This is a genomic window from Sphingobium sp. 3R8, from assembly GCF_020166615.1.
Classification (GTDB): domain Bacteria; phylum Pseudomonadota; class Alphaproteobacteria; order Sphingomonadales; family Sphingomonadaceae; genus Sphingobium; species Sphingobium bisphenolicum.
In genome coordinates this window covers 1-25,601 of record NZ_JAIQXR010000014.1, presented here as the reverse complement: position 1 = coordinate 25,601, position 25,601 = coordinate 1, and the positions used below count along the sequence as shown (strand labels likewise).

The 25,601-nt window shown below is 65.5% G+C and carries 31 protein-coding genes; 11 read left to right on the top strand and 20 right to left on the bottom strand.

From position 1 onward, the window contains the following. Positions 1 to 42 precede the first annotated feature (42 nt). Positions 43 to 666 (top strand): response regulator transcription factor, encoded by a 624-nt coding sequence (locus K9B33_RS14060; protein ID WP_224549636.1) that lies wholly within the window; start codon positions 43 to 45, stop codon positions 664 to 666. Here K9B33_RS14060 and K9B33_RS14055 read toward each other — a convergent pair. Genes K9B33_RS14055 through argH form a run of 4 tightly spaced genes read right to left on the bottom strand, consistent with a single transcriptional unit; the run spans position 657 to position 4,344 of the window. Further along, complete coding sequence (locus K9B33_RS14055; RefSeq protein WP_224549634.1) at positions 657 to 1,421, bottom strand: bifunctional precorrin-2 dehydrogenase/sirohydrochlorin ferrochelatase; 765 nt, start codon at positions 1,419 to 1,421, stop codon at positions 657 to 659. The genes K9B33_RS14060 and K9B33_RS14055 overlap by 10 nt on opposite strands. Beyond that, on the bottom strand, positions 1,421 to 2,686 hold the full coding sequence (gene lysA / locus K9B33_RS14050; RefSeq protein WP_224549633.1) for a diaminopimelate decarboxylase: 1,266 nt from the start codon (positions 2,684 to 2,686) through the stop codon (positions 1,421 to 1,423). The genes K9B33_RS14055 and lysA overlap by 1 nt, the downstream gene beginning before the upstream one ends. Positions 2,687 to 2,704: 18 nt before the next feature. Further along, positions 2,705 to 2,962 (bottom strand): hypothetical protein, encoded by a 258-nt coding sequence (locus tag K9B33_RS14045; RefSeq protein ID WP_224549631.1) that lies wholly within the window; start codon positions 2,960 to 2,962, stop codon positions 2,705 to 2,707. Then, complete coding sequence (argH, locus tag K9B33_RS14040) at positions 2,959 to 4,344, bottom strand: argininosuccinate lyase (RefSeq protein WP_224549629.1); 1,386 nt, start codon at positions 4,342 to 4,344, stop codon at positions 2,959 to 2,961. Before argH ends, K9B33_RS14045 begins: the two co-directional genes overlap by 4 nt. A gap of 43 nt (positions 4,345 to 4,387) precedes the next feature. Between argH and K9B33_RS14035 the strand changes: the two genes are divergently transcribed. After that, on the top strand, positions 4,388 to 4,984 hold the full coding sequence (locus tag K9B33_RS14035; protein WP_224549627.1) for a TlpA family protein disulfide reductase: 597 nt from the start codon (positions 4,388 to 4,390) through the stop codon (positions 4,982 to 4,984). A 30-nt stretch (positions 4,985 to 5,014) separates the two neighbouring features. Here K9B33_RS14035 and K9B33_RS14030 read toward each other — a convergent pair whose 3' ends face one another. Further along, positions 5,015 to 5,197 carry a hypothetical protein gene (locus K9B33_RS14030; RefSeq protein WP_224549625.1) on the bottom strand — a complete coding sequence of 61 codons (183 nt, stop codon included), beginning with the start codon at positions 5,195 to 5,197 and terminating at the stop codon, positions 5,015 to 5,017. Positions 5,198 to 5,234: 37 nt separating this feature from the next. On the opposite strand from K9B33_RS14030, the gene K9B33_RS14025 reads away from it, so the two are divergent. From K9B33_RS14025 to K9B33_RS13995, 7 genes are all read left to right on the top strand, one after another. Further along, positions 5,235 to 7,886 carry a TonB-dependent receptor plug domain-containing protein gene (locus tag K9B33_RS14025; RefSeq protein WP_224549623.1) on the top strand — a complete coding sequence of 884 codons (2,652 nt, stop codon included), beginning with the start codon at positions 5,235 to 5,237 and terminating at the stop codon, positions 7,884 to 7,886. A gap of 133 nt (positions 7,887 to 8,019) precedes the next feature. After that, positions 8,020 to 8,520 (top strand): RidA family protein, encoded by a 501-nt coding sequence (locus tag K9B33_RS14020; RefSeq protein WP_224549621.1) that lies wholly within the window; start codon positions 8,020 to 8,022, stop codon positions 8,518 to 8,520. 35 nt (positions 8,521 to 8,555) lie between these two features. Beyond that, the gene (locus tag K9B33_RS14015) at positions 8,556 to 10,142 is read left to right on the top strand and encodes a flavin monoamine oxidase family protein (protein WP_224549620.1); all 1,587 of its coding nucleotides are present in this window, start codon (positions 8,556 to 8,558) and stop codon (positions 10,140 to 10,142) included. Position 10,143: 1 nt separating this feature from the next. After that, positions 10,144 to 10,548 (top strand): c-type cytochrome, encoded by a 405-nt coding sequence (locus K9B33_RS14010; protein WP_224549618.1) that lies wholly within the window; start codon positions 10,144 to 10,146, stop codon positions 10,546 to 10,548. After that, a complete protein-coding gene (locus K9B33_RS14005) occupies positions 10,545 to 11,678 on the top strand; it encodes an aminotransferase class I/II-fold pyridoxal phosphate-dependent enzyme (RefSeq protein WP_224549616.1) in 1,134 nt (377 codons plus the stop codon). The genes K9B33_RS14010 and K9B33_RS14005 overlap by 4 nt, the downstream gene beginning before the upstream one ends. Next, positions 11,675 to 12,934 (top strand): aminotransferase class V-fold PLP-dependent enzyme, encoded by a 1,260-nt coding sequence (locus K9B33_RS14000; RefSeq protein WP_224549615.1) that lies wholly within the window; start codon positions 11,675 to 11,677, stop codon positions 12,932 to 12,934. Before K9B33_RS14005 ends, K9B33_RS14000 begins: the two co-directional genes overlap by 4 nt. Positions 12,935 to 12,953: 19 nt before the next feature. Beyond that, complete coding sequence (locus K9B33_RS13995; RefSeq protein ID WP_224549613.1) at positions 12,954 to 13,403, top strand: RidA family protein; 450 nt, start codon at positions 12,954 to 12,956, stop codon at positions 13,401 to 13,403. A gap of 110 nt (positions 13,404 to 13,513) precedes the next feature. On the opposite strand, the gene K9B33_RS13990 is transcribed toward K9B33_RS13995, so the two are convergent. From K9B33_RS13990 to K9B33_RS13960, 7 genes are all read right to left on the bottom strand, one after another. Next, positions 13,514 to 13,699 carry a Trm112 family protein gene (locus tag K9B33_RS13990; RefSeq protein ID WP_224549611.1) on the bottom strand — a complete coding sequence of 62 codons (186 nt, stop codon included), beginning with the start codon at positions 13,697 to 13,699 and terminating at the stop codon, positions 13,514 to 13,516. Beyond that, the gene (locus K9B33_RS13985; RefSeq protein ID WP_224549609.1) at positions 13,696 to 14,310 is read right to left on the bottom strand and encodes an LON peptidase substrate-binding domain-containing protein; all 615 of its coding nucleotides are present in this window, start codon (positions 14,308 to 14,310) and stop codon (positions 13,696 to 13,698) included. The genes K9B33_RS13990 and K9B33_RS13985 overlap by 4 nt, the downstream gene beginning before the upstream one ends. 5 nt (positions 14,311 to 14,315) lie before the next feature. Beyond that, on the bottom strand, positions 14,316 to 15,227 hold the full coding sequence (locus tag K9B33_RS13980) for a tetratricopeptide repeat protein (protein WP_224549607.1): 912 nt from the start codon (positions 15,225 to 15,227) through the stop codon (positions 14,316 to 14,318). Between the two features lie 100 nt (positions 15,228 to 15,327). Next, on the bottom strand, positions 15,328 to 16,176 hold the full coding sequence (locus tag K9B33_RS13975; protein ID WP_224549605.1) for a MipA/OmpV family protein: 849 nt from the start codon (positions 16,174 to 16,176) through the stop codon (positions 15,328 to 15,330). Positions 16,177 to 16,250: 74 nt separating this feature from the next. Next, on the bottom strand, positions 16,251 to 16,694 hold the full coding sequence (locus K9B33_RS13970) for a DUF2141 domain-containing protein (RefSeq protein WP_411974020.1): 444 nt from the start codon (positions 16,692 to 16,694) through the stop codon (positions 16,251 to 16,253). Beyond that, complete coding sequence (locus K9B33_RS13965; RefSeq protein WP_224549603.1) at positions 16,691 to 17,437, bottom strand: sterol desaturase family protein; 747 nt, start codon at positions 17,435 to 17,437, stop codon at positions 16,691 to 16,693. The genes K9B33_RS13970 and K9B33_RS13965 overlap by 4 nt, the downstream gene beginning before the upstream one ends. 176 nt (positions 17,438 to 17,613) lie before the next feature. Then, the gene (locus K9B33_RS13960; RefSeq protein ID WP_224549601.1) at positions 17,614 to 18,504 is read right to left on the bottom strand and encodes a prephenate dehydratase; all 891 of its coding nucleotides are present in this window, start codon (positions 18,502 to 18,504) and stop codon (positions 17,614 to 17,616) included. A 185-nt stretch (positions 18,505 to 18,689) separates the two neighbouring features. Between K9B33_RS13960 and K9B33_RS13955 the strand changes: the two genes are divergently transcribed. Beyond that, positions 18,690 to 19,319, top strand: coding sequence for a c-type cytochrome (locus K9B33_RS13955; protein ID WP_224549600.1), 630 nt, complete (start codon positions 18,690 to 18,692; stop codon positions 19,317 to 19,319). A gap of 169 nt (positions 19,320 to 19,488) precedes the next feature. On the opposite strand, the gene K9B33_RS13950 is transcribed toward K9B33_RS13955, so the two are convergent. From K9B33_RS13950 to K9B33_RS13940, 3 genes are all read right to left on the bottom strand, one after another. Continuing rightward, the gene (locus K9B33_RS13950; protein ID WP_224549598.1) at positions 19,489 to 19,758 is read right to left on the bottom strand and encodes a hypothetical protein; all 270 of its coding nucleotides are present in this window, start codon (positions 19,756 to 19,758) and stop codon (positions 19,489 to 19,491) included. 177 nt (positions 19,759 to 19,935) lie between these two features. Beyond that, the gene (locus tag K9B33_RS13945; protein ID WP_224549596.1) at positions 19,936 to 20,343 is read right to left on the bottom strand and encodes a hypothetical protein; all 408 of its coding nucleotides are present in this window, start codon (positions 20,341 to 20,343) and stop codon (positions 19,936 to 19,938) included. A 29-nt stretch (positions 20,344 to 20,372) separates the two neighbouring features. Further along, on the bottom strand, positions 20,373 to 21,689 hold the full coding sequence (locus K9B33_RS13940) for a hemolysin family protein (protein WP_224549594.1): 1,317 nt from the start codon (positions 21,687 to 21,689) through the stop codon (positions 20,373 to 20,375). 152 nt (positions 21,690 to 21,841) lie between these two features. Here K9B33_RS13940 and K9B33_RS13935 point away from each other — a divergent pair, with 152 nt between their 5' ends. Beyond that, positions 21,842 to 22,522 (top strand): OmpA family protein, encoded by a 681-nt coding sequence (locus tag K9B33_RS13935; protein WP_224549593.1) that lies wholly within the window; start codon positions 21,842 to 21,844, stop codon positions 22,520 to 22,522. Positions 22,523 to 22,581: 59 nt separating this feature from the next. Here the strand turns inward: K9B33_RS13935 and K9B33_RS13930 are convergent, their stop codons facing one another. The 5 genes from K9B33_RS13930 to K9B33_RS13910 are packed head-to-tail and all read right to left on the bottom strand — an operon-like array spanning position 22,582 to position 25,406. Beyond that, entirely contained in the window at positions 22,582 to 23,202 is a 621-nt protein-coding gene (locus K9B33_RS13930) for a MarC family protein (RefSeq protein WP_224549591.1), read from the bottom strand. Next, positions 23,199 to 23,867 carry a YybH family protein gene (locus K9B33_RS13925; RefSeq protein WP_224549589.1) on the bottom strand — a complete coding sequence of 223 codons (669 nt, stop codon included), beginning with the start codon at positions 23,865 to 23,867 and terminating at the stop codon, positions 23,199 to 23,201. The genes K9B33_RS13930 and K9B33_RS13925 overlap by 4 nt, the downstream gene beginning before the upstream one ends. Further along, positions 23,864 to 24,757 (bottom strand): bifunctional methylenetetrahydrofolate dehydrogenase/methenyltetrahydrofolate cyclohydrolase FolD, encoded by an 894-nt coding sequence (gene folD / locus K9B33_RS13920; protein WP_224549587.1) that lies wholly within the window; start codon positions 24,755 to 24,757, stop codon positions 23,864 to 23,866. Before folD ends, K9B33_RS13925 begins: the two co-directional genes overlap by 4 nt. After that, positions 24,754 to 25,044, bottom strand: coding sequence for a DUF167 family protein (locus K9B33_RS13915; protein WP_263499585.1), 291 nt, complete (start codon positions 25,042 to 25,044; stop codon positions 24,754 to 24,756). Before K9B33_RS13915 ends, folD begins: the two co-directional genes overlap by 4 nt. 47 nt (positions 25,045 to 25,091) lie before the next feature. After that, complete coding sequence (locus tag K9B33_RS13910; RefSeq protein ID WP_224549585.1) at positions 25,092 to 25,406, bottom strand: YggT family protein; 315 nt, start codon at positions 25,404 to 25,406, stop codon at positions 25,092 to 25,094. Positions 25,407 to 25,601 lie beyond the last annotated feature (195 nt).

Sequence of the window (25,601 nt, the reverse complement as noted above, 5' to 3'; positions counted from 1 at the left end):
ATCCTTTTCCCATCAGGCCAGAATCGGGAAAAGTGGGACGACATGCCGATCTTCAAGCGCAACCGCATCCGCCACGGCGAACTCGACGGCGCAGCCGAAGCCTTGCGCTCCCCCCGCCGCCTGCGCCTGCTGCTGGTCGATGAAAATCCTACCGCGCGCGCGGTCGTCGCCCGCCGCCTGTCGCACCTCAATTATGACGTGGTGCTGGCCGAAAACGGCTTCATCGCCCTCAACCTGCTGGTCACCCGCCCGGTCGATATCATCCTGGTCGACATGGGCCTGACGATGCTGCCGGCGGTCGGCATGATGCAAAAGATCCGCGCCGCCAATCTGGCCGGCAACGCCTGTTTCGTGATGATCGCCGGGCGGCTCGACAGCCAGTCCACGGTGGAGGCGCTCGCCGCCGGCGCTGACGACCATGTCGTCAAGCCCTTCGACTTCGACGTTCTCGACGCCCGTCTGCGCCATCTGTGCCAGCGCGCGGAACAGCTCGGCGCCCTCACCCGCCACAATGCCGAACTCGACGCCCGCATCGCCCGCCGCGCTGTGGAACTGGGCGAAACCCGCGAAGCGCTGCGCGAAATGCAGCTCGATCGCGCCCGCCTCGTCTGCTCGATCCAGGCGCTGCATGACGAGGTCGAACGGCTCCACGCCGCTCAGGGCTGATCCAGCTCCAGCCATAGCGACAGGCCGTCCCCCGCCATCGCAGGCGGCGCCTGGGTGACGATCCGCGCCGCATCCGCCCGCGCGCGATCCAATATGGCCGGCGCCACCGCCGGATGATGATAGACCCGGTCCGCTTCCCCCAGCAGCCGCGCCGCCCGCAATGTCAGATCGTCGGGATCGCCCGACAGCAGCCGGATCGCCTCCAGCCGCGACGGCGTCGCCGCGCCTTCCCCCGCCAGCCAGCCCGGCACGCCATCGGCCGCCCCGTCGCGCAGCGGATCGATCGCGCCGCCGGGGACCAGCCCCGCATCGATCGCCCGCCGCCGCGCATCCGCCTCCGGCCAGCGCGCCCGGATCACCGCCCGCGCCGCGTACAGCGCCGTCGCCAACGCCCCCAGCCGCGCCGGCAGCATCGCCTCCAGCCGCTGCCGCAACGCCTTGGCCAGCCCCGCCGAAGCGCCGCCGGTGCCGATCGCGATCAGCACCGGATCGCGGTCCACGATCGCCGGCAGGGTGAAATCGCACAGGTCCGGCGTGTCGGTCGCATTGACCAGCACGCCCCGCGCGCGCAGCCGCGTCACGGTCGCCGCGTCCCCGTCCGCCACGATCGCGACCCGGGCGTCGGGATCGCTCTCGCCCACGACGATCGCGCCCGCCCGTTCCAGCAGCCGGCGCTTGGCGTCCGCCGCCTCGCCCTCGCCCGTCAGGATCACCGGCCTGCCCGTCAGCCGCAGGAAGACGGGCAGGCTGTGCATCAGCGGCCGACCCAGTCCGGGATGATGTCCGCTTCGATCAGCGTCTCGACCGGCGGCCGCGCGCGCACCACCGCCCATTGGTCGCCCGACACCAGCACTTCAGGGGTCAGCGGACGGCTATTGTAGGTGCCCGCCATGGTCGCGCCATAGGCCCCCGCCGTCATGAAGGCGACCAGGTCGCCCGCCTGCACCACGTCCATGTCGCGATGCATGGCGAAGGTGTCGCCCGTCTCGCACACCGGCCCCACGACATTGGCGGTTTCGCGCGTCCCCGCCGGCTTCACCGCGCGGATATCGTGCCAGGCGTCGTAGAGGCTGGGTCGCATCAGGTCGTTCATCGCCGCATCGACGATCACGAAGGGCGCCTGCGCGCCCTGCTTCACCCGCACCACGCGCGACAGCAAAGCGCCGGCATTGCCCACGATCACCCGGCCCGGCTCGAACATCAACCGCACCGGCCAGCCCTGCGTCACCCGGCACACCATCGCACCATAATCGGCGGGGCTGGGCGGCAAAGGCTGGGAGGGATCATAGGGCACGCCAAGGCCACCGCCCAGATCGGCGGTGCGAATGTCATGCCCCGCCGCCCGCAATTGCTCGATCAGCGCGCCGACCTTGGTGAAGGCGGCCTCCAGCGGGGCGAGGTCGGTCAACTGGCTGCCGATATGGACGGCGACGCCCTGCACGTCCAGGCCCGGCAGATCGCGCGCGGCGGCATAGGATTCCAGCGCATGGGTGTAGGGGATGCCGAACTTGTTTTCCGACTTGCCGGTCGAAATCTTGGCATGGGTGCCCGCGTCGACATCGGGATTGATGCGATAGGCAACCGGCGCGCGCAGGCCCATCGACAGCGCGACCTCCGACAGCATCTCGGCTTCCGGCTCGCTCTCCAGATTGAACTGGTAAATGCCCTGTTCCAGCGCCAGCCGCATTTCCTGCGCGGTCTTGCCGACACCCGAAAAGACGATGCGATCGGCCGGAATGCCCGCGGCGATCGCGCGCAGCAATTCGCCGCCCGACACAACGTCCGCGCCCAGCCCCAGCTTCGCCAGCGTCGCCAGCACCGCGCCATTGGGATTGGCCTTCACCGCAAAGGCGATCAGCGGGTTGTCGAGCGCGCGCAGCCCGTCGCGAAAGACGCTGACATGGCGCTCCAGCGTCGCGGTGGAATAGACATAGACGGGCGTGCCGACCGCATCGGCGATCACGTCCAGCGGCACCTGCTCCACCTGCATGGCGCCGTTCACATAGTCAAAATGGTCCAACTTCGCGTCCTTAAAAGCTTATTGCGGCCGCTTTTCGGGCGGCAGGTCGAACGGGTCGTCGGCCCGCTGCCGGGATTGCGTCAGCAATTCCACATTGCGCTCGGGCCGGGCCTGGATGGAGGGTTCCATCAACTGCGCCGCGGTCGGCGCGGTCGCAGCGCCCGTCGGCACCGCAGGCAGATTCTGGCCCTTGACGGGTTTCAGCGGCTGGCGCCCCCCGCATCCGGCCAGCGCCAGCGCGATCAGGGACAGGCCAGCCAGCGTCCGCTTCTTCATGATCCCAGCTCCTGTTTCGCCAGTTCCTCTTTCGCCTGCGCGATCCGCGCCCGCACCTGGGCAGGCGCCGTGCCGCCATGGCTCTGGCGGCTGGCGACCGACGCGTCCACCGTCAACACCGCATAGACCCGTTCGTCGATCCGCGCGTCGATGTCTTTCAGCGTCGCGATCGGCAACTGGTCCAGCGGCACCGCCGCCGCCTCCGCCGCCGCGACCGCGCGCCCGGTGATATGATGCGCCTCGCGGAAGGGAATGCCGCCTTCGCGCACCAGCCAGTCGGCGAGGTCGGTCGCGGTGGCAAAGCCGCTCTCGGCCAGCCCGCGCATCCGGTCGGTGCGGAACGTCACCGTCCCGACCATGCCGGTCATCGCCGCGATCGACAAAGCGAGCAGGTCGTGCGCCTCGAACACCGGCGGCTTGTCGTCCTGCATATCCTTCGAATAGGCGAGCGGCAGCCCCTTCATCGTCACGCACAGCGCCGTCATGCAGCCCATGATCCGCCCGGCATGACCGCGCACCAGCTCGGCCGCGTCAGGATTGCGCTTCTGCGGCATGATCGAACTGCCGGTCGAATAGGCGTCGGGCAATTTCACGAAGCCGAAGGGCTGGCTTGCCCAGATGATGAACTCCTCGGCCAGCCGCGACAGGTGCAGCGACGCCTGGGTCGCGGCCATCAGATAGTCGAGCGCGAAATCGCGGTCCGATACGCTGTCCAGGCTGTTGTCGGTCGGCTTGGCAAAGCCCAGCGCCGCCGCCGTCGCATGGCGATCGGTCGGGAAGCCGGTGCCGGCCAGCGCCGCCGCGCCCAGCGGACATTCGTTCAGCCGCGCGCGCGCGTCCGCAAAGCGGCTGCGGTCGCGCCGCACCATCTCATAATAGGCCATCAGATGATGCCCCAGCGTCACCGGCTGCGCCGACTGCAAATGGGTGAAGCCCGGCATCACCGCATCAACATTCTCCTCCGCCCGCGCCACCAGCGCGCGCTGGAGGCCGAGCAAGCCCGCCTCGACCTCGTCGATCGCGTCGCGCACCCACAAGCGGAAATCGGTCGCCACCTGGTCGTTGCGGCTGCGCGCGGTGTGCAGCCGACCCGCCACCGGCCCGATCAGTTCGGCCAGCCGCGACTCGGTGACCATATGGATGTCTTCCAGGTCCAGGTTCACCGGCACGCCGTTCGCTTCATATTCGGCGGCGATGGTGTCGAGTCCCGCTGCAATCGCGTCCGCATCGGCCTGCGCAACGATGCCCTGTGTGGCGAGCATCGCGACATGCGCCTTGGACCCGGCGATATCCTGTTTCCACAATCGCTTGTCGAAGGGGATGGAGGCATTTATCTCACGCATGATCGATGCCGGGCCGGCGGCGAACCGGCCGCCCCACATGCTGTTGGAGCCTGCTTCCGTGATATCGTCATTCCGCGCGCTAATGATACTGCTCCTGCCTGCCGCTCTGGCGGCTTGCGATAGGCAATCGCCGCCGAAGGAGCAAGCCAATGCCGCCCTCCCCGGTGAGGTTCCCGCCACGTCGGGAGAGGCAACAGGCGGCGCGACGAAGAAGGAGGGCGCCTTCGACTATCGGCTCGACCGCAGCAAGGCGGGCGCCCCCGCCCCCGACTTCGCCTTCCAGGACCCCGGTGGCGGCGAAAAGACGCTCCAGGATTTCGCCGGCAAGCCGATCCTCGTCAATCTCTGGGCGACCTGGTGCGCGCCCTGCATCGCGGAAATGCCCACGCTCGACCGGATCGCCGCGGCCTATGGGCCCAAGGGCCTCGCCGTCCTGACCATTTCGCAGGACAATCAGGGGCTGAAGGCCGCCAAGCCCTTCTTCGCCAAACATGACCTGCCCCATCTCAAGGCCTGGGCCGACCCGGAAAACCAGCTCGGCTTCCACTATGCCACCGGCCTGCTGCCCACCACCGTCATCTATGACGCCCAGGGCAAGGAAATGGTGCGGGTGATCGGCGCGATGGATTGGGAAGGCCCGGAGGCCAAGGCGCTGATCGACGCGGCAATGGCGTCCTGACCGGCTGAATGAAACCATAACGAAGCAGAGTCAAAAATCCGCCATGCCAGTTGATTGCAAAATGGCGTGGCGGCGATGCACAGTTGTCACTTGCCGATTCGCCGATCCCCGCAATATCCTCGATGGCTTTTGCCATGGAAACAATTGAGAAATATTACGTTTTAATGCATTTTTTTGCACTGCAATAGAGGATTGCCACAGCCCGTCCGTCATCCCCCTTGTCATCATAATGCAAAAACAGGGGGCATGAATGACGCGACTGTCCGCGCTCAAACTTTCACTTATTCTGGCTTCGTCCTGGTCCGCCTGCGCCATCGCGCAGGATGCACCGCAGGAACCGCAGACCGATGACGGCGCCGCCATCATCGTCACCGGCACCCGCGCCGTCGGCATTTCGGCCGCCGAATCCGCCGCGCCGGTTCAGGTGCTGAGCGAAGAAGCCATCAGCCATGTCGGCCAGCCGAACCTCAACCAGGTTCTGACCCAAATGGTGCCGGGCTTCACCGCGCAGACGCAGGGCACCGATCTGTCCAGCTTCTCGCTCTCGGCCCGTCTTCGCGGCCTCAGCCCCAACCACACGCTGGTCCTCGTCAATGGCAAGCGCCGCCACGGCAACGCCATTCTTCAGGTGATTTCCGGCGCGTTCCAGGGGTCTGCCGCGCCCAGCATCGACGTCATCCCGCCCGACGCCATCTCGCGCGTCGAAGTGTTGCAGGAAGGCGCAGCAGCCGTCTACGGCACCGATGCGATCGCGGGCGTCCTCAATTTCATCCTCAAGGACAATGATGAAGGCGGCTCGTTCAAGGTCACCGGCGGTCAATATTATGACAGCGAAGGCGAACTCTTCTCCGCCTCGGGCAATGTCGGCTTCAAACTGGGCGAGGACGGCTTCTTCAACCTGACCCTGTTCCACCGCCGCCAGGATTATACCACCGTCGGCAAGGGCCAAGTGCTCGTCACCCAGCAGGACGGCACGCTGCAACCCAACGCGCCGGCCCAATGGTCGAACCTCGCGGGCGATGCGCTGTCGGGCATCAACGGCGGCCAGCCCAAGACCAACCTCAACGTCGCCTTCTACAATATGGGCTATGATTTCGGCGGCGTCGAACTCTACAGCTTCGGCGACTATAGCCGCCGCGAAGGTTGGGCGAAGCAGGGTTATCGCCATCCCAAGCGCATCTGCTACGAAAGCGACGCCACCGGCGCGATCAACGCGGGCGGCAACGTCACCAACACCCCTTATGATCCCGGCGTTTGTTACGGCAATACCGGCGTCGTGGGCATGGTCCCGCTCCAGCATGTGATCGAAAACGAATATAGCTTCACCATCGGCGCCAAGGGCGAATTTGGCGGCGGCTGGAACTATGATGTGTCCGGCACCTATGGGTCGCAAAAGGACGATATCTGGACCGAAGCGTCGGCCCATCGTGAAATCTGGCGGGAAAGCTACCAGAATCAGTTAAACGGGATCGGCGTCGCCAACTCGCCGGACAGCGCTTACGACGGCGGTTTCAAACTCGCCCAGACCACGCTCACCACCGACATCCGCAAGGAATTCGATGTCGGCATGGCGACGCCGATCACGCTCGCCTTCGGCGGCGAATATCGCAAGGACGAATATGAAATCATCGCCGGCGATTCCATCTCGACCTACAAGACCGGCGTCCAGTCCTTCCCCGGTTACAAGGCGAGCGACGCCGGCGAATTCCAGCGCAGCTCCAAGGCAGGCTATCTCAACCTGATCGCCAAGCCGACCGATGGCTGGAGCGTCGACTTTGCCGGCCGTTACGAAGACTATACCGATTTCGGCGACACGCTGATCGGCAAGGTCACGACCCGCTACGACTTCTCGGACGCCTTCGCGATCCGCGGCACCGCCAGCACGGGCTTCCGTGCGCCGACGCTGCAGGAACAGAAATATTCGACCATCAACGTCGGCCCGACCAGCGCCGTCGCACAGTTGCCCGCCGGCTCGCCTGCCGCCGCGCTGCTGGGCTTCGATTCGCTGAAACCGGAAAAGTCGAAGAATTTCTCGGCCGGCTTCGTCGTCCGCCCGGTGCCCAAGCTGGCAATCACGGTCGATGGCTATCTGATCAAGATCAAGGATCGGATCACCGGCACAGCGGCCCGCAACGCCATCCTCAACGGGGTGCCGCAAGCGGGTGGTGCCGACATTCTGGCGGCCCTGACCGCGGCGGGCATTACCCTCGAGCCCTCTTTGTTCAGCAGCGGCACGATCGGCGTGCAAAGCTTCACCAACGGCGTCGACACCCGCACCTGGGGCATCGACTTCTCGGCCAGCTATCCCGTCGCGCTGGACTTCGGCCAGCTCAACCTGTCGCTGACCGCCAACTATAACAAGACGAAGATCACCAACAACAAGCTGGGCTATCCGCTGTTCAACGCCGCGTCGGAAAGCAATATCGAACGCGCCAACCCGGACTATAAGGTCGTCGCCAACGCCCTGTTCAAGAGCGGGCGTTTCGCGGTCAACGTGCGCGAAACCTTCTACGGCAAGACCAGCGTCCTGGTGCGGCCGGCCTTCACCTCCTCCGCCAACGGGTCGGTCATCATCCCCGAAGGCGGTTTCCTGATCGCCGACGGCGCGCTGGTGAACGGGGTGAACGCCAACCAGCTCTACTTCAACGGCGTAGCCAAGGCGGCGGCCATCACCGATCTGGAAGTGAATTACGACTTCACCGACGCCGTCACCTTCTCGCTCGGCGCCAACAACCTGTTCAACAAGAAGCCGGAAATCCCCAAGCTGCTCAAGGGCGTGACGGTGGCGCCCGGCGTGTCGCCCTATGAAAACGGCTCGGGCTCCTACAGCGCGTCCTACGGCCACAGCGCCTACAGCACATCGGGCGGCTATTATTACGCCCGCATCGACTTCAAATTCTGATCGACGTCACGAGGGAAGGGCCGGTCCGGCAAGGACCGGCCCTTTTTCTTGGAGCGACTTCTAATCGGATGAAATCATCTGATGACTCGGAAATCGCGTCCAACCAATAGCATCATCAATAGGGGGATTGTCCATGAAAGCGCGTTTCGCCTTCCTGCTGGCCGCCATGGCCGCCAGCTCGGCCCCGATCTTCACCACGGCCCGGGCCGCCACCGTCGAACATAAGCAGGCGCCCGGTGCCATGATCGCCAGCGCGGCCATCATCCCGCCCGGCAGCACGCTCTATTATCTCTCCGGCGCGACCGGCGCGCCGATCGATCCCAAGGATGTCGAAAGCCCCGATGCCTTCGGCGACACCGAGGCGCAGACCCTCTCCATCTTCACCAGGATGAAGGCGCAACTGGCCGACATGGGCCTCACCATGGGCGACGTCGTGAAACTCACCGCCTTCCTGGTCGGCGACCCCAGGCTCGGCGGCAAGATGGACCGCGACGGCATGACCCGCGCGTACAAGAAATTCTTCGGCACCGCCGACCAGCCCAACCTGCCGACCCGCTCCGCCTTCCAGATCGCCGGCCTCGCCCGGCCGCAGCAACTGGTCGAGATCGAGGCGATCGCCGCCAAGGCGCCCTAAGCACCATGCAATGCGCGCAACAAGGGGGGACATTCATGACGCACGACACCACACCCAGCCGCCGCGACCTCCTGACCATGATCGGCAAGGTCGGTGGCGCCGCCGCCATGTATCAGGCGATGACGGCGCTCGGCCACGCCGCCGAAACCCAGTTCACCGGCCCGCCGGTCCTGACCGGCGCGAAGCCCGGCGCCTCCGTCCTCATCCTGGGCGCGGGCCTTGCCGGCATGGCCGCCGCCTATGAGCTGCAAAAGGCCGGCTATGCGGTCAGGATACTGGAGTTTCAGGATCGCCCCGGCGGCCGCAATTACTCGCTGCGCGGCGGCGACAGCTTCACCGAAAGCGACGGCACGGTGCAGAAGGTGCAGTTCGCGGCGGGCAATTACCTCAATCCCGGCCCCTGGCGCATCCCGCACCATCACAAGGCGCTGCTCCATTATTGTCGCCAGTTCGGCGTCGCGCTGGAGCCTTTCATCCAGCTCAACCATAATGGCTTCATCCATTCGACCGAAGCCTTTGGCGGCAAGCCGATGCGCTACAAGGAAGTCGCGACCGACTTCAAGGGCCACACCTCCGAACTGCTGGCCAAGGCGATCAGCGCCAAGGCGCTGGACGACAAGCTGTCCGCGGAAGACCAGGAAAAACTGATGGAGGCGCTACGCGGCTGGGGCGTGCTCGACAAGAATCTCGCTTACACCAGCAGCCTTAAAGTCTCCGCCCAGCGCGGCTACGACCAGGCGCCCGGCGGCGGCCGCAACGGCGCGCCCACCCCCTCGCAGATCGCCAAATTGCAGGACGTGCTCGACCCGCAGGTCTGGACCGCCATGTCCTTCTATTTCAGCTATGTGATGCAGACCACGATGTTCCAGCCAGTCGGCGGCATGGACATGATCGGCAAGGCTTTCGCCAGGAAGATCGGCAAGATCGTCACCTACAATGCCAAGGCGGTGAAGGTCGCGCAGTCCGACAAGGGCGTGACGGTAAGCTACAAGGATGTCGCCAGCGGGCAGATGCACGATGTCAGCGCCGATTATTGCGTCTGCACCATCCCGCTCTCGATCATCAGCCAGGTCGACATGCAGGTGTCCCCGGCGCTCAAGGCCGCGATGAAGGCGGTGCCCTATGGCGGCCACGTCAAGATCGGCCTCGAATTCAAGCGCCGCTTCTGGGAGGAGGACGACAATATCTATGGCGGCCACAGCTTCACCGACCAGTCGATCACCCAGCTATCCTATCCCAACGACAGGATGTTCGGCACCGGCCCCGCCGTGCTGCTCGGCGCCTTCGCCCGCGACCTTGCCGGCTTCCAGCTCGCCGGCATGACGCCGCAGCAGCGGATCGAAACCGCGCTGAAACAGGGCGAAGTGTTCCACCCGCAATATCGCAAGGAATTTATGAACGGCGTATCCGTGCCCTGGAGCCGGGTGCCGTGGATATTGGGCTGCACCTCCGCCTGGAGCGAGGACAACCGCAAGGCGCATTACAAGACTCTCGTCACGCTCGACAATCGCGTGGTGCTGGCGGGCGAACATGCCAGCTATTATGGCGGCTGGATGGAAGGGTCGATCCTGTCGGGCATGGACGCGATCACCCAGATCCACGAACACGCGCAGGCGGCCTGAGATGCGGCGCTGGCTCCTGCGCCTCGGCGCTCTCGCGGCGTTGGCCGCGGCCCCCGCGCTGGCGGATTCCCCCGGCGGCCGCCCGGTCAAGCTGGCGCTGCCCGATGGCGAGCAGGTCTATAAGCAGGTCTGCGCCGCCTGCCATCTCGACCATGCGCAGGGATCGCCCGACGGCACCGTCCCGGCGCTGGCCCATAATGCGAAACTGGCAACGGCGGACTATCCGATCACCGTTGTGATGAAGGGCCAGGGCGGGATGCCCTGGTTCTCCGAAATGCTCACCCCCGGCCAGGTCGCCGGTGTGGTCGGCTATGTCCGCACCCATTTCGACAACAGCTATGCCGATCCGGTCAGCGAAGCCGATGTGAAGCGCGTCGCCGCCGCCATCCGGGCAAGCGAAGAATGACCGAACCCGCCGCCCTCTCCCGCCGGATGCTGATGCGCGGCGCGATCGGCGCCGCTACCGTCGCGGGCGCAGCCACCGCCATCGCCCAGCGCGGGCGCAAGGTCGACCTGCCCGACGATCCAGCCGGCATGGCTGCGAGCCTGACCGACGCTGTCTATATCAACAGCAACGAACATCCGGTCGGCCCCTGCCCCGCGGCGCTCGCCGCGCTGGCGAAGCTGCCGCCGCTGTCGGGCCGCTACGGCATGGCCTTTGCCGGGAAGCTCGAAAGCCTCTTCGCGCGCCAGAACGGACTGTCGCCAACCCAGGTGCAGGTCCATCCCGGCTCCTTCATGCCGCTGCGCTCGGTGGCGCTCAGCTACTCCAGCGCCGATCGTCCGATCGCCTATTTCGAACCGACCTTCGACCAGGGCTTTCTCGGCCTCGACAATGCCAGTATTACCCGCTCGGTCGCCGTCCCGCTGTCGGGCGATTTCGCTGCCGACCCGCGCACGCTGCTGGCCGCTGCGCCCGACGCCGGCGTCTATTATGTGTGCAATCCCAACAACCCGACCGGCCTCACCACGTCGCGCGCCGATATCGACTGGCTGCTGGCGAACAAGCCCAAGGGTAGCATCCTGCTGGTGGATGAAGCCTATATTCATTTCAGCGATGCGCAAAGCTGCCTCGATCTGGTCGCGAGGCAAGCTGACCTGCTGGTGACCCGCACCTTCTCGAAAATCTACGGCCTGGCCGGCCTGCGCTGCGGCCTGATCGCAGGGCGCAAGGATTTGCTCGACGGCATGGCACGCTACGGCACCAACATCACGCCCATGCCGGCCGTGCTGGCGGCGGAGGCCAGCCTGCTCGACCCGACCCTGCTCCCGACCCGCAAGGCGGAAAACAAGGCCGTGCGCGACGACCTCTTCGCCTGGCTCGACGCCAGAGGGCTACGCTACCTGCCCAGCCAGGCCAGCTTCGCCATGATCCATGTCGGCCGCCCCGGCGCCGCTGTCACCGCCGCGCTGGCCCAGGCGGGCATATTCATCGGCGGCCCGCGCAAACATATGGACGACTGGGTCCGCGTCTCCTTTGGCAGCCCGGCCGAAATGCAGGCGTTCAAGGCCGCCTTCCTCAAGGTCATGGCATGACGCTCAGCCGCCGTCAGGCCTTGGGCGCGGCGATCGCCGTCCCACTGGCGGCGCAAGCGGCCCGCACCAGCGCGACCACGCTCAGCCTGCCCGACAAGGGGAACTTCGCGCCCACGCCGATCGCCTATCTCGACAGCGCCTCCACCCATCCGATCAGCCTCGGCGCGCGCGCGGCGATGGACGCCTATGTCGCCGCCCGCACGCTCGATCCCGCCGCCGCGGCGCTGAGACCGGTGGACCGCGCCGCCACCATCGCCAAATTCGCGCGACTGGTGAACGCCGATCCGGACGAACTCTGCTGGGTCCAGTCCACCACCATGGGCGAACAGGCCGTGCTCCGCGCGCTGGGCTTCCCACACAGGAGCGGCCGCATCGTCACCGACACGCTGCATTTCTATGCCGGCTTCCCCATGTATCAGGAACTGGCGAAACAGGGCGTCGATGTCGCCTGGGTGCAGGCGCGCGACGGCCGCATCGACATGGACGACATGGCCAAAGCCATCACCCCCGGCACGACGCTGGTCAGCCTCTCGCTCGTCTCCACCTATAATGGCTTCCAGCACGACCTGAAGGCCGTCTGCGACCTCGCCCATGCCGCCGGCGCACTGGTCTATGCCGACATCATTCATGCCGCCGGCGCGATTCCCGTCGATCTCCACGCCAGCAGCGTCGATTTCGCCGCCTGCGCCACCTATAAATGGCTGATGGGCGATTTCGGCCTCGGCTTCCTCTATGCCCGGCGGGGCGTGCTGGATGCCCTGCCGCTGGCCGATTTCGGCTATTATGGCTTCGCTGCGCCCGGCGCCCCGCCCGGCATCGGCCTGTCCCCGCCGCAAACCCATGTCTATCCGATGGACCCGCCCGGAAATGAACCGGTCAGCTACGCCATCCGCCCCGGCGCGCTGGGCCATTTCGGCACCGGCACCTATGCGCAGGCGGTGGTCGCCGCGATCGACCATGGCCTCGACCATATCGCTACCCTCACCGTCCCCGCGATCCAGGCCCATGCCCAAAGCCTGATCGCCCCGCTCCGCGACGGCCTGAGCGCGAAAGGCTATCGCCTTATCACCCCGCCCGGCACAACCACGCCACTGCTGACCGCCCTGCTGCCCGACGCGAAGACCCGCCTCGCCGACCCACTGGCCAAGGCGCAGGTGCGCATCTCGCTGCACGATCATCATTTCCGCATCGCGCCGTCGATCTTCAACGACAGGGCGGATGTCGACCGCCTGCTCGCCGCCCTGCCCCGCGCCTGATCTTTTCAAGGAGAGACTTATGAAGCGCCTTCTCGCCACCGCCCTGCTGCTGGCCGCCGCACCCGCCTTCGCCCAACCCGCTCTGGCCCAGCCCGCCGCCGCGCCGCAAGCCCTGCCCGTCAGGCTCCCCTTTTCGCCGTCGATCCGGGTCGGCGACCTCCTCTTCATGTCCGGCCAGATCGGTCAGGTGCCCGAAGGCATGGACAAGCATAAGGAAGGCTTCGACGCCGCGGTGAAGGGGGCGATGGATTCGATCGGCAAGATATTGGCGAGCAATGGCCTGGATTTCGGCCATGTCGTCAAATGCACGGTCATGCTGGACGACATGGCCGACTGGCCGCGCTTCAACGCCGCCTATCTCCCCTATTTCGAAGGCAAACGCCTTCCCACCCGCAGCGCCTTCGGCGCCGACGGCCTGGCGCTGGGCGCCCCGCTCGAAGTGGAATGCATCGCCGCGTTCAAATCTTAAATCCCTCCCCTTCAGGGGAGGGGTTGGGGTGGGGGCTTTCGATAACACCCGACCTTGAGACAGGTGGCCTCTACCTCTCCAAGAGGTCTAGCGGGAAAAGGGTGAGACGGTCAAAGTGCCACAGCCTCCCGCACCACCAGCACCGGCACGCCATCGCGCACCGGAAAAGCCAGCCCCGCCGTCTCCGATACCAGCGCGCCGCGCGCCGCGTCCCAGCGCAGCGGCATGCGCGTCACCGGACAGACCAGCTTGTCCAGCAGCCATGGATCGATGGGGGCGATCTCATGCCCAATCATTGCATCGTGGCCCCGCCGTCGCGCTCGATCCGGCCGACGATCTGCATCAGCTGGATGATCCGTTCCGACCGTTCGGACAGCGTGTCGGCTTCCAGCAGGGTCTGCTTGGCCGCCGGGTCGAACGGCACGATCTGGGCGATGCCGTTGACCAGCGCCGTATCGTCCAGCCGCGACACCGCGGTCCAGTCCACCACATAGCCCAGAGCATCAGCGAAACGCCGTGATTCCTGTTCCAGCGCCGCCCGCTCCGCCATGTGCAGCACCTCATCCTCCTGCGGCGCCTGCTCGACATCGGCCTCGATCTGGCGAAACTGGGTCGGCACCTGCAATTCGCGCACCAATCGGAACCGCGCCAGGCCCGTCAGCACGATGTTGAACCGCCCATCTTCCAGCGCCTCGATCTGGCTGACATGGCCCAGGCACCCCATATCGAACAAGGGCGGTACGGCGCCGGCCCCGCGCGGCTGGATCATGCCGATCCGCCGGTCGCGCGCCATCGCGTCATGGATTAGCGCGCGGTATCGCGGCTCGAAAATATGCAGCGGCAGGTCCATCCCCGGCAGCAGCAGCGCGCCGGACAAGGGAAAGATGGAGACGCGTGCCAGTGGCATGGCGGTTATGAAAACAGGATCTGGGACAGTTTGCGCCGCTGCGCCGACACCCACGGATCTTCCAGGCCCACCGCATCGAAAATGGTCAGCAACTGCGCCCGCGCCGCGCCGTCGTTCCACGCCCGGTCGCGCCGCACGATCTCCAGCAGCGCCTCGGCCGCGCCATCGCGATCGCCATTGGCCATCAGCCCGCCGGCCAGCTCGAACCGCGCGTCATGATCGTCGGGATCGGCCTCCACTCTCGCCTGCACGCTCGACAGGTCGGCCACCGGCTTCACGTCCCGCGCCAGCGCGATCGCCGCGCGCGCCTGATCGATCGCGACATTTCTGGCGACATCGGCCGGCAGCGCATCCAGCACCGCTTCCGCCTCGTCCAGCCGCCCCAGCGCCACCAGCGCCCGCGCCAGACCGGACGCCACCTCGACATTGTCGGGCGCCATCTCGGCGATCTGACCGAACACCGACAAGGCGCGCTCCGCATCGCCCGCCGCCAGCACCTCCTCGCCCATGGCGATCAGCGGCGCGATTTCCTGCAACTGCGCCTTCTCATCCGATTCGATCGGCAATTGCGACAAAAGCTGGTCGAGATATTGTTTGAGCTGCCCTTCGGTCCGCGCCTGCGTCAGGTCCGCGACAGGCTGGCCCTGGAACACGGCATAGACGGTCGGGATCGACTGCACGCGGAACTGGCTGGCGATAAAGCCATTCTCATCGACATTGACCTTGACCAGCTTGACGCCCTTGGCCGCATAGTCGGCGCAGACCTTCTCGATCACCGGGGCCAGTTGCTTGCACGGGCCGCACCATGCGGCCCAGAAATCGACGATCACCAACTGCGTGCGCGAAGGCTCCACCACATCCTGGCGAAACGCCTCCACGGCCGCCTTGTCGGCCTCGCTCAATCCCAGGGTCGCCACGCTTCTATTCTCCTGTCCATGCGGTCATGCGCCGCCGTCATACCGCGCCTTATGTGGGGCGTCACCCCTCACGGACAAGACGGGCGGCGATTGGACAGAATCAGAAAGTATAACCCACGCCGATCGCGCCGACCCACTGGTTGCGCGATCCCGCGTCCGCCACGATCGGCGAATCCCCATATTTGCCCAACACCCGCGCATAACCGGCCAGGCCGAACACCGCCCAGCCCTTGCGCAGGTCGCCCGACAGCGACTTGCCGGCTGTCAGGTTGACGCTCATCCGCTTGAAGCCCGACCCGCGCCCGGCCCGGTCATAGACATCCAGCCCGCTAGCCAGGCTCTCCTGCGGCGTGATGTCGAAATAATAACGGCCATATTTCTTGCCGACATAGTCCGCCGACGCGCTCAGACCAACGAAGGTCGTCATCGATAATGGCGTGAAATATTCGATCGTGGGCGTGATGACGGTGCTGCCATGGGCGCCCGCCACATCCTTGGTCACCGCCACGCGCGCCGACAGATTGTCATAATCGCTGGTGATGACCCCGGTCTTGCCGATGCCGACGAAGCCGCCGACCTCCACCGCCACGTCGCGCTTGCCCAGCAGCCGCACGGCATCGTCCTTGATGCCCTTGCGGCTGGTGCGGTCCAGCCGGACATTGACGACCGGGCCAAGCTCGAAATTTACGCCGGTGCCGGTGGGATCGGGGATGGCGTCGACATAGAGCGTCGTCCCGCGGGTCCAGAAGGCGAAGTCATGCACCTTGCCGCGCGCCTGCACGATCGGCATCACGCGATAGTCGTCCGACCCTTCATAGCTGGGGATCGCCGCGCCGCCCACGCCGATGGTCAGGCTGCTATGCTGTTCCTCCTCCTGCGCCATCGCGGGCGCGCAAAGGGGCAGGACCGCGACGAGAGTCGCGGCCAGTCGGCTGCGGAAAATATGCATGATGGCCCTGTTCGTGAAGGTGCGTCTGGGCCTAAGAATGTTTTGAGGCGGTTACAGGTTCCCAGCCCAGCTTTTCACAGGAAATATTTGAGCCGGATCGCCTGCTCCACCGGCGCGCCCGCGACCGGGAACCCGGCCGACCGAAAGCTCGGCGCGCCGAAGCGCAGCACCGGATTGCGCGAAAAGCCCACGCCCTCGCGCGGGATGCCGGCAAAGGTATCCAGCTTGCCATTGCCATTTTCGTCATGGACGATGGCGATCGCATAATCGCCCGGTGCGACCAGGCCGAGCGGGATCGCCCCGCTCCGCGCCGCTACGGCGAAATGGCGCTTGTCCGGATCTTTGGTGCAATCGGGAAAATGGTCGGCCGACCGGGTGACGCACACCAATATCTGCCCCCTGGTGGATCGCAGGCCCTCCAGCACCATGCCGAGCGCCTGCGGCTGACCCGCAGGTGCCGCCGCCGTCAGCCCCGCCACCGCCACCAGCGCCAGCCCCAGCCCTCGCAAAAGCCTCACGCATCCACCTTCTTGAACTCGCCCAACTCCCGGAAATCTCCCAACCCCTTGTCGGTGCCGCACACACGGTCCCAGACCCGGAAATACAGCCCGTAATTGCAATTATACTGGTCGTGATGCCGCTGATGATGGGTCGCGGTGATCAGCCACCCGCCCATCGGCCCGCGCACCATCCAGCGCGGGAACATCTCCCACCCCATATGATTGCTCACGCCCATGATCGTCATGATCGTCAGCACGCATCCCAGCGCGCCGACATGGATGGGGATCAGGAACACCAGAGCCGGAATCACCACCGCCCCGGTAACCGCCTCCCAGGGATGGAAGCTCATCGCCGCCCAGGCGGTCGGCGGCCGGCTGGCGTGATGCACCGCATGGGCGATGCGAAACAGCCGCGGCCGGTGCATCCAGCGATGCGTCCAGTAAAACCATGTGTCGTGCGTCGCGAGATAGAGCAGCACCGACAGCGGCAGCCACCACAGCGGAAAGTCGCCGACATCGCTATAGATGCGCGCCCAGCCCCGTTCCTGCCAGCCCCAGGCGACCACGCCGGCGGGCACGCCATAGATCAGCGCGGACGCCAGCGACCAGCCGATCTCCCGCCGCATCTGCCGCTCCAGCCCCCGGTAAAGTCCCGGCTGGCGAATCCGCGTCGCCAGTGCGAACCCGCCGCTCGCCAGCAGGTAACGCACGCCGACGATCGCGCTCATCGCCAGGGCGGACAGAAGGATGGCTGCGACCATGGGAAGCGCTATAGGCGCGATCTCGCTCCTGCGAAAGCGCCGACGCGAAACTGGCGGCAAAGACTGCGAACGACCAGCTGACACGTTCCCCCTCCCGCCAGCGGGAGGGGAATGGCAGGAAAATAACCATCTCAGCCGTCTCCCTAGCCCGAAACAGGCCCACGCCCGCGCGCGCCTCAGGTCCGCGGCCGCGCCTGCCGATAGCTGCCCAACTGCCGCACCCACTTGGTGTGGAACTCCAGCTCCGCCAAAGCCCGATCGACCGCCGGGTCGCCCGGCATCCCCTCGATATCGCAGAAAAATTCGGTCGCGGCGAAACTGGCTCCGCGCTGGTAGCTTTCCAGCTTGGTCATATTGACCCCGTTGGTCGCAAAGCCGCCCATCGCCTTGTAGAGGGCGGCGGGCACATTCTTCACCTCGAACAGAAATGTCGTCATCACCGGCCCGACATTGGCGACCGGCATCTTGGCCTCCTGCGCCAGCACCAGGAAGCGCGTCATATTGTCGTCGCTATCCTCGATATTCTCGGCGATCAGGCGCAGGCCGTACAATTCCGCCGCCAGATAGGGCGCGATCGCCCCTTCGCCGGGCGTGCGCGTTTCCGCCACCAGCGCCGCCGCGCCGGCCGTATCGGCATAGGCGACCGGCTGAATGCCTCGCTCCCGCAGATAATGGCGGCATTGGCCGAGCGCCTGGGGATGGCTGATCGCGCTCTTCACCGGGCTGTCGTCCGGCGCCATCAGGCAATGACGGATGCGCAGGAAATATTCGTCGATCACCGCCAGCCCCGATTCGGGCAGCAGGAAATGCATGTCCGCCACGCGCCCGTGCAGGCTGTTTTCGATCGGAATGATCGCCCGCGCCGCCTGTCCATTGCGCACCGCATCGATCGCATCCTCGAACGCGAAACAGGGCAAAGGTACGCAATCGGGCGCATAGCCGAGCGCCGCCAGATGCGAATTGGCGCCGGGCGCGCCCTGATAGGCGACGGCACGCGCCGGGTCGGCCGCGGCCTTTTGCGCGAGTTGCGCGACGATCGCGCGGGCGGGGGCGGGATAATTTTCCATGACTGGCTGCGCGCTTAGGGTTTCACCCGCCCCCACGCAAGCATCCGCGCGGCGTCCGCGCACGCGAAGGGCGATTTACCGTGCCAACCCGGCTTGCATGGTGGCGTGTCCGCCATTATGGCAGCGCACAAGAGGGGGCGCGGAAGACAGCCGCCAGAACAGAAACGCAAGGGAAATCGAGCGAAATGGGCGATCGTTTCAACACCGTGGCGGGCTGGGCTTTGTTTGCGGGGATCATCGCGCTGGGCGGCGCGATCGTCAGCTCCAAATATTTCCATGACGAACGGCCCGAAAAGATGGGCTATGCGATCGAAGGCGTCGAAGCCGAAGGCGAAGGCGGCGGCGACACCGGCCCCGGCCTCAACACGCTGCTTGCCAGCGCGGACGTCGCGGCCGGTGAGAAGGTGTTCGCCAAATGCGCCGCCTGCCACACCGTGAACCAAGGCGGCGCCAACGGCATCGGTCCCAATCTCTACGCCACGGTCGGCGAAGCGATCGGCCAGGGCAAGGGCGGCTTCGCCTTCTCCGACGCGCTCAAGAGCAAGGGCGGCGAATGGAGCTTCGACAATCTCGATCACTGGCTGAAAAGCCCGCGTGAATTCGCGCCTGGCACCAAGATGACCTTTGCGGGCCTTGGCAATCCGGCCGATCGCGCCAACCTGATCGCCTGGCTCAACACGCAGGGGTCCAACCTGCCGCTGCCCGCCGCCGACGCCGCGCCTGCCGCAGCGGAAGGCGCAAACGCCGCCGAAGCGGGCAACGCCGCCAATGCGACGGAAGCCCCCGCAGCGAACGCGGCCAACGCCAGCGAGTAAGCGGCGCCAGAGAGCAAAGGACAAAGGGCGCGGCATCGATTGCCGCGCCCTTTGTCGTTCGTGCTAATTGCGTCCGCAGCGAAAACGACCTTGGCGGGTAAGATGATGGCCGACTTGGGTGGATTGCGGACAGTCTGCTGGCGAGTCCTTCAACCACGAACTCAGACATTCAATCGGCTTGAAAGGCTTCAAACGCGAGGTCACCAAGGCCTGCATGTTCGGACGGCGAGATAGGCCGCCCCATTTCATCTGACAGCCTATATGCCTGCTGCTGCCCTCCAAGTGAGGCTTCGCCAGCAAGGCCCATCAACAAAGTGTAGAAGGTGTCGGTCAGAGCCACGTCGAGCGCGGCAATCACATTGCGACGCTGTGCCGAGTTCAATTGTGCTGCGTCGAGGTGCTGTCCGACAGTTGTGCCTACGGATGCATCGCTGAACATAGCGAGCAATGCATCTCGCTCTTGCTTGCAGGCCCTAACAAACTCTCGAGCGGCCAACTGCAATCTCCCCATGACCTCTGAAATTTACGACCGCTTTAAGGCATAAGAGGAATGACTTGGAATAACAAAAATTGTCGATTGCAGCCCAGCAGCAGGTGGATGGGACAAGCGGGTGTGCTAAGCCTCATGCCGCATCCAAGGGGTCGTGGCCGTCATGTCGGCGGTGGCTGCTTCTTCGGTTTCAAAGATGCCTGCTTCATAGCCGGAAGACCAATACGAACCTGCGATTTCATCAAAGGCTTCAAATGTCTCGTCATAGGTAAAGAAGCCGTCGGCGCGTTGGTAGAGCCTGATCTTCCGTTTGCCCGTCGGGCTGACGATCTCTCGAACAATATCCATTTTCTGATCTTGGCAGCGGAGAAGTACAATCGCAACTGGTCGTCGTCCGCCGACCCAACCGGGCTTGGTCACGCTTCTAATGGTCTGCATCGCCACATAGATACGATTGTGCAGCGGAAGGTGACGTCCGCAATCAGCGATTGAGCCTGATCGCTTGAATGGCACTTTCTGGTCGACAGCTGTCATGCTTCGTCGCTTGGCCAAAGGGCAGCCCCCTATCGCTCCGCCACTAACAGCTTGTCGATCTTGCGCCCGTCCATATCGACGATCTCGAACCGCCATCCCTGGTCGTCGATGAAGTCCCCGACCTCCGGCAACCGCTTGAGCAGCCACAGCGCATGGCCCGCCACCGTCGCATAGTCGCGGTCCTCCGACAGGTCGATGCCGATCCGCTCAGCCAGCTGGTCGATCGGCATCTGCCCCGACACCAGCAGGCTGCCATCGTCGCGCTCGACCATGTCCGGCTCGTCATAGGCGTCGCGGTCCGACGCGAAATGGCCGGCGATCGCCGACAGCAGGTCAGCCGGGGTTACGATCCCCTCGAAATGGCCATATTCGTCATGGACCATCACCATCGGCACGTCGGACCGGCGCAGCACTTCCAGCGCGTCCATCGCATCGACCTGGTCCGGCACCACCTCCGCCCGGCGCATCAGCGCGCCGACATTGAGCGCCTCGCCGCGAAACAGCGCGGTCATGATGTCGCGTGCCTGGACGATGCCGATAATATCTTCCACCGACCCGCGGCCTACCGGCAGGCGGGTATGCGGCGTTTCCAGCAGGCGACTGCGAATCGTCGCATCGTCGGCGGCGATGTCGATCCAGTCGACGTCCATCCGCTGGGTCATCACCTCGCGCACCGGCCGGTCGGCCAGCCGCACGACGCCCGAAATGATCGCCCGCTCGCTTTCCTCGATCACGCCGGACTTGCTCGCCTCCGCGACGATCAGGTGCAATTCCTCGGCGGTGACGTGGTTCTCCGATTCGCGGTCCAGCCGCAGCAGCTTGAAGATCAGGCTGCTCGACCCGTCCAGCACCCATACGATCGGCGCGGTGATCTTCGACAGCCACAGCATCGGCGTCGCCACCAGCACCGCGATCGGCTCGGGCGCGCGCAGCGCGAACTGCTTGGGCACCAGCTCGCCCACGATCAGCGAGGCATAGGTGGTCAGGCCGATGACCAGCGCAAAACCCGCATTTTCCGCCAGATTGGGCGACAGGCCCAGCAACTGCAACCGCTCGCCCGTCGGCCCGCCCAGGCTGGCGCCCGAATAGGCGCCCGCGATGATGCCGATCAGGGTGATGCCGATCTGCACGGTGGACAGGAACTTGCCGGGATCGCTGGCCAGCGCCAGCGCCGTTGTCGCCCCCTTGCGCCCCGCCTTCTCCAGCCCCTGCAGCCGCGGCTTGCGCGCGGACACGATGGCCAGTTCGGACATGGCGAAGACACCATTCAGGGCGACGAGCGCCAGGATGATGACGAGATCGGCCCAGGGAAAGGGCGTCGGATTATGGAGGGGGATCGTGGCCATGGTGGTCAACTACCTCCTATAACCGCTAATCTTTCAATTTCACAACATCCCCCTCATCATCGGTTCAGTTCGCATGTGGAACAAACGCCATGTTCGGCCATTATGAGGGGCAGTCGCTCCTACAGGCGCGAAAAAGACAAGGGAACAGGATCATGAGGATTTCTCACCGCATCATCGGCGCCGCAGGGCTGGCCGCCATGCTGGCCACCACGGCCTGCACGACGGACCCGACCACGGGCCAGCGCAGCATTTCGAAGGCGGCGATCGGCGGCATCGGCGGCGCGCTGGGCGGCTATCTGCTCGGCGATCTGGTTGGCGGCCGCAACGACCGCACCGAAAAGATCCTGGGCGCGGGCATCGGCGCGGTCGCGGGCGCGGGCATCGGCGCCTATATGGACGCCCAGGAACGCAAGCTGCGCGAAGAAACCGCCGGCAGCGGCGTGGACGTGATTCGCGACGGCGACAATCTGCTGCTGCGTATGCCGTCGGGCATCACCTTCGCCTATAACAAGGCGGACGTGCAGCCGCAGTTCCAGCCGACGCTGAACGACGTCGCCTCGGTCCTGTCGCAATATCCAAAGACCTATATCGACGTGTACGGCCATACCGACAGCGACGGCGCCGACGCCTACAACCAGACCCTGTCCGAACGGCGCGCCCAGTCGGTCGCCGGCTATCTGGTGAGCAAGGGCGTGCAGTCGGCCCGCATCGGCACCCGCGGCTTCGGCGAAACCCAGCCGATCGCCTCCAACGCCACCGAAGAAGGCAAGGCGTCCAACCGCCGCGTCGAAATCAAGATCGCGCCGGTCACCGAAGCCGACGTGAAGGGCTAACCAATCTATCGTCATCCCAGCGAAAGCTGGGATGACGGCATATCAGAGGATCGGGCGCCTCAAAAACTCGCCTTCAACCCGTCGATCACGAACTGCGCCGCCAGTGCGGCGAGCAGCACGCCCAGCAGCCGCGTAATCACTGCCTCGATCTTGCGCCCCAGCAGCGCCATCAGCGGCCCGGCGGCGATCAGCGCGCCCAGCATCAGCGCCAGCGTCAGCACCACAGCGCCCAGCACCACCCCGCGCTCCGCCATGCCATTGGCCCGCGACATCAGCAGCATGACGGTCGCGATCGATCCCGGCCCGGCGATCATCGGCATCGCCATCGGGAATACCGACACATCCTCGACATGCGGCTCTTCGGTCGTGATCTTGTTCGCCCGGTCCTCGCGCCGCTGGGTCCGCTTTTCAAACACCATGTCCATCGCGATCATGAACAGCATGATGCCGCCCGCGATGCGGAAACTGTCGAGCGCGATGCCCAGCACGCCCAGCAGCTGCTTGCCCCACAGGGCGAAGACAAGCAGGATCGCCGCCGCGATGCCGACCGCCCGGATCGCCATCGCCCGGCGCTGCGCCGCATTGGCCCCGCTGGTCAGGCTGGCATAGATGGGTGCGCAGCCCGGCGGATCGATGACGACGAACAACGTCACGAAGGCGGAAATGAAAAGCTCGATCATGATCCCGCCTTTACCCTGTCGTCGATCACCGTCTCATAGGCCGCGCCGGTCCACATCCGCACCGTCACCTGCCGGCTGCCGTCGGTCGCGACGTCCGCGGTCCAGATCAGGCTCTCGTCGGGCGGTGGCGGTAATTCCCCCTTCTTGCCCGATGGCGGAGGCGGCGGCATGGCGCCCTGCGGCCCGCGCCTGCAGGTCGCGACCTTGCCGCTCAGAAACTCCGGCGTCGCACGCGCGGTGGCCAGCGTGTCGCCATGGTCCATGATCCATTGCCAGCGCCCCTTCCGGTCGCGCCGCCAGATCGTGGTATAATAGCCGACCGACCCGTCCGGCCGCGTCCAATTGCCGGTGCTGGCGGCCAGATTGCCGTCGCACGATACATAGACGACTGACGTCGACCAGCGAACCGAGGCGGCCGGATTGGCCTGTTTCTTCAGCCAGTCCTTCGCCACCACCTTCTGCGGCACGAACATCACGGCATCGTCGGCGGCCGTCTCGGCAAAGGCGGTCCATTGCCCCTTGCTCTGCGCCAGCCGGTTGAAGGCGATCTCCGCCGCGATCACGCTGCTCGGATCGGGCTGGAAGCGTGGCGGCGGCTTGGCAGCGCTTGGGGCAGCGACCAGGGCGGCCGCGCCTAACGCCAGCAGCGCCAGCCGCGCCGTCACAGACCCGCCGGCTTGGCCAGCCCGGCGCGGGCATGGGCCGCGACCAGCGTGTTGCGCAGCAGCACGGCGATAGTCATCGGCCCGACGCCGCCCGGCACCGGCGTAATGGCGCGGACATGGGCCAGCGCCTCGGCGGTGGCGACGTCGCCGACGATCCGGCTCTTGCCATCCTCGGTATCCGCCACGCGGTTGATGCCCACGTCGATCACCGTTGCACCGGGCTTGATCCACTCGCCCTTCACCATCTCGGCGCGCCCCACGGCGGCCACGACGATGTCGGCGCGATGCACCACGCTGGCCAGGTCGCGGGTGCGGCTATGCGCGATCGTCACGGTGCAGCTTTCCGCCAGCAGCAGCGCCGCCATCGGCTTGCCCACGATGTTGGACCGGCCCACGACCACGGCTTCCAGTCCCGACAGGTCGCCCAGCTCGTCCTTCAGCAGCATGATGCAGCCCAGCGGCGTGCAGGGCACCAGCGCCTCCTGCCCCGTCGCCAGCTTGCCCGAATTGACGACATGGAAACCGTCCACATCCTTGGCCGGGTCGATCGCGCCGATCACGGCGGCCTCGTCGATATGCCCCGGCAGCGGCAATTGGACCAGAATGCCATCGACCCGCTCGTCATGGTTCAGTTCTTCGATCAGGTCGAGCAGATCCTCCTCGCCGATGCTGTCGGGCCGCTTGAATTCAAAGCTTTCCATGCCCGCCGCGACCGTCATCTTGCCCTTGGACCGGACATAGACGCTGCTGGCCGGGTCTTCGCCCACCAGAACCACCGCAAGCCCCGGCTTGCGCCCGGTCGCCTCGACGAAGCCCGCCACGCCTTCGCCCACCGTGTCGCGCAGGGTGGCGGCGAACGCCTTGCCGTCGATGATCTTGCCGATGGTCATGTCTGTCCTACCCATGTTTCGATAAGCGCGGTCAGGCGCGCCGACGCGCGGCCGCCGCCGATGATGCGCAGCCGCTTTAGCCGGTTGGTGTCGCCCGATTCCAGCAAAATCGCGCTGCGCGGCCAATCCAGCCCTTTCGCCAGCAGCGCGATCAGCGCCGCATTGGCCCGGCCCTTTTCCTGCACGGCGCGGACCCGCGCGGACAGCCAGCGCGCATTGCGCTCATCGATCCAGCCACCGCCTATATCCTCTTTCGCCGCACCCGGCGTCAGCCGGACGGCGATCAACAGGTCGTCGCCCGCTATGGTCCAGACGGGGGTCGGACAGACAGGATTCAGGCCGCGGCCCGCATCAGCGCCGCGAACAGATTCTCGCGCACCGGCCCCTGCAATATGATGACCGCCAGCAACACCACCATCGGCGACAGGTCCAGCGCGCCCAGATCGGGCAGCACCTTGCGCACCGGGCGATAGAGCGGCTCGGTCATCCGGTCGAGCGCATAGAGGCCGTTGCGGACATATTCGTTCGACGTATTGATGACGTTGAACGCGATCAGCCAGCTCAGCACCGCCTGCACGATGATGATCCACCAGACCGCTTCCAGCACGATATAGACGATGCCGTTCAGGGCGTTGAGAAGTTCGAACAAGCTACCGGCCTTCCATGCTGCGCTGCCGCGAATGTGATGGCATATCTAGCGGCGGGGACACCCCGCCACAAGGACCGGCCGACGCTTATTCTGCCAACGACAGCCAGTGTGGTGGATTTGAAATACGCCACATTGTAGCGGCTTGGTCTGGAGCGTATTCCAAATCCCTAAACCACACTGGAATCAAATATTTGC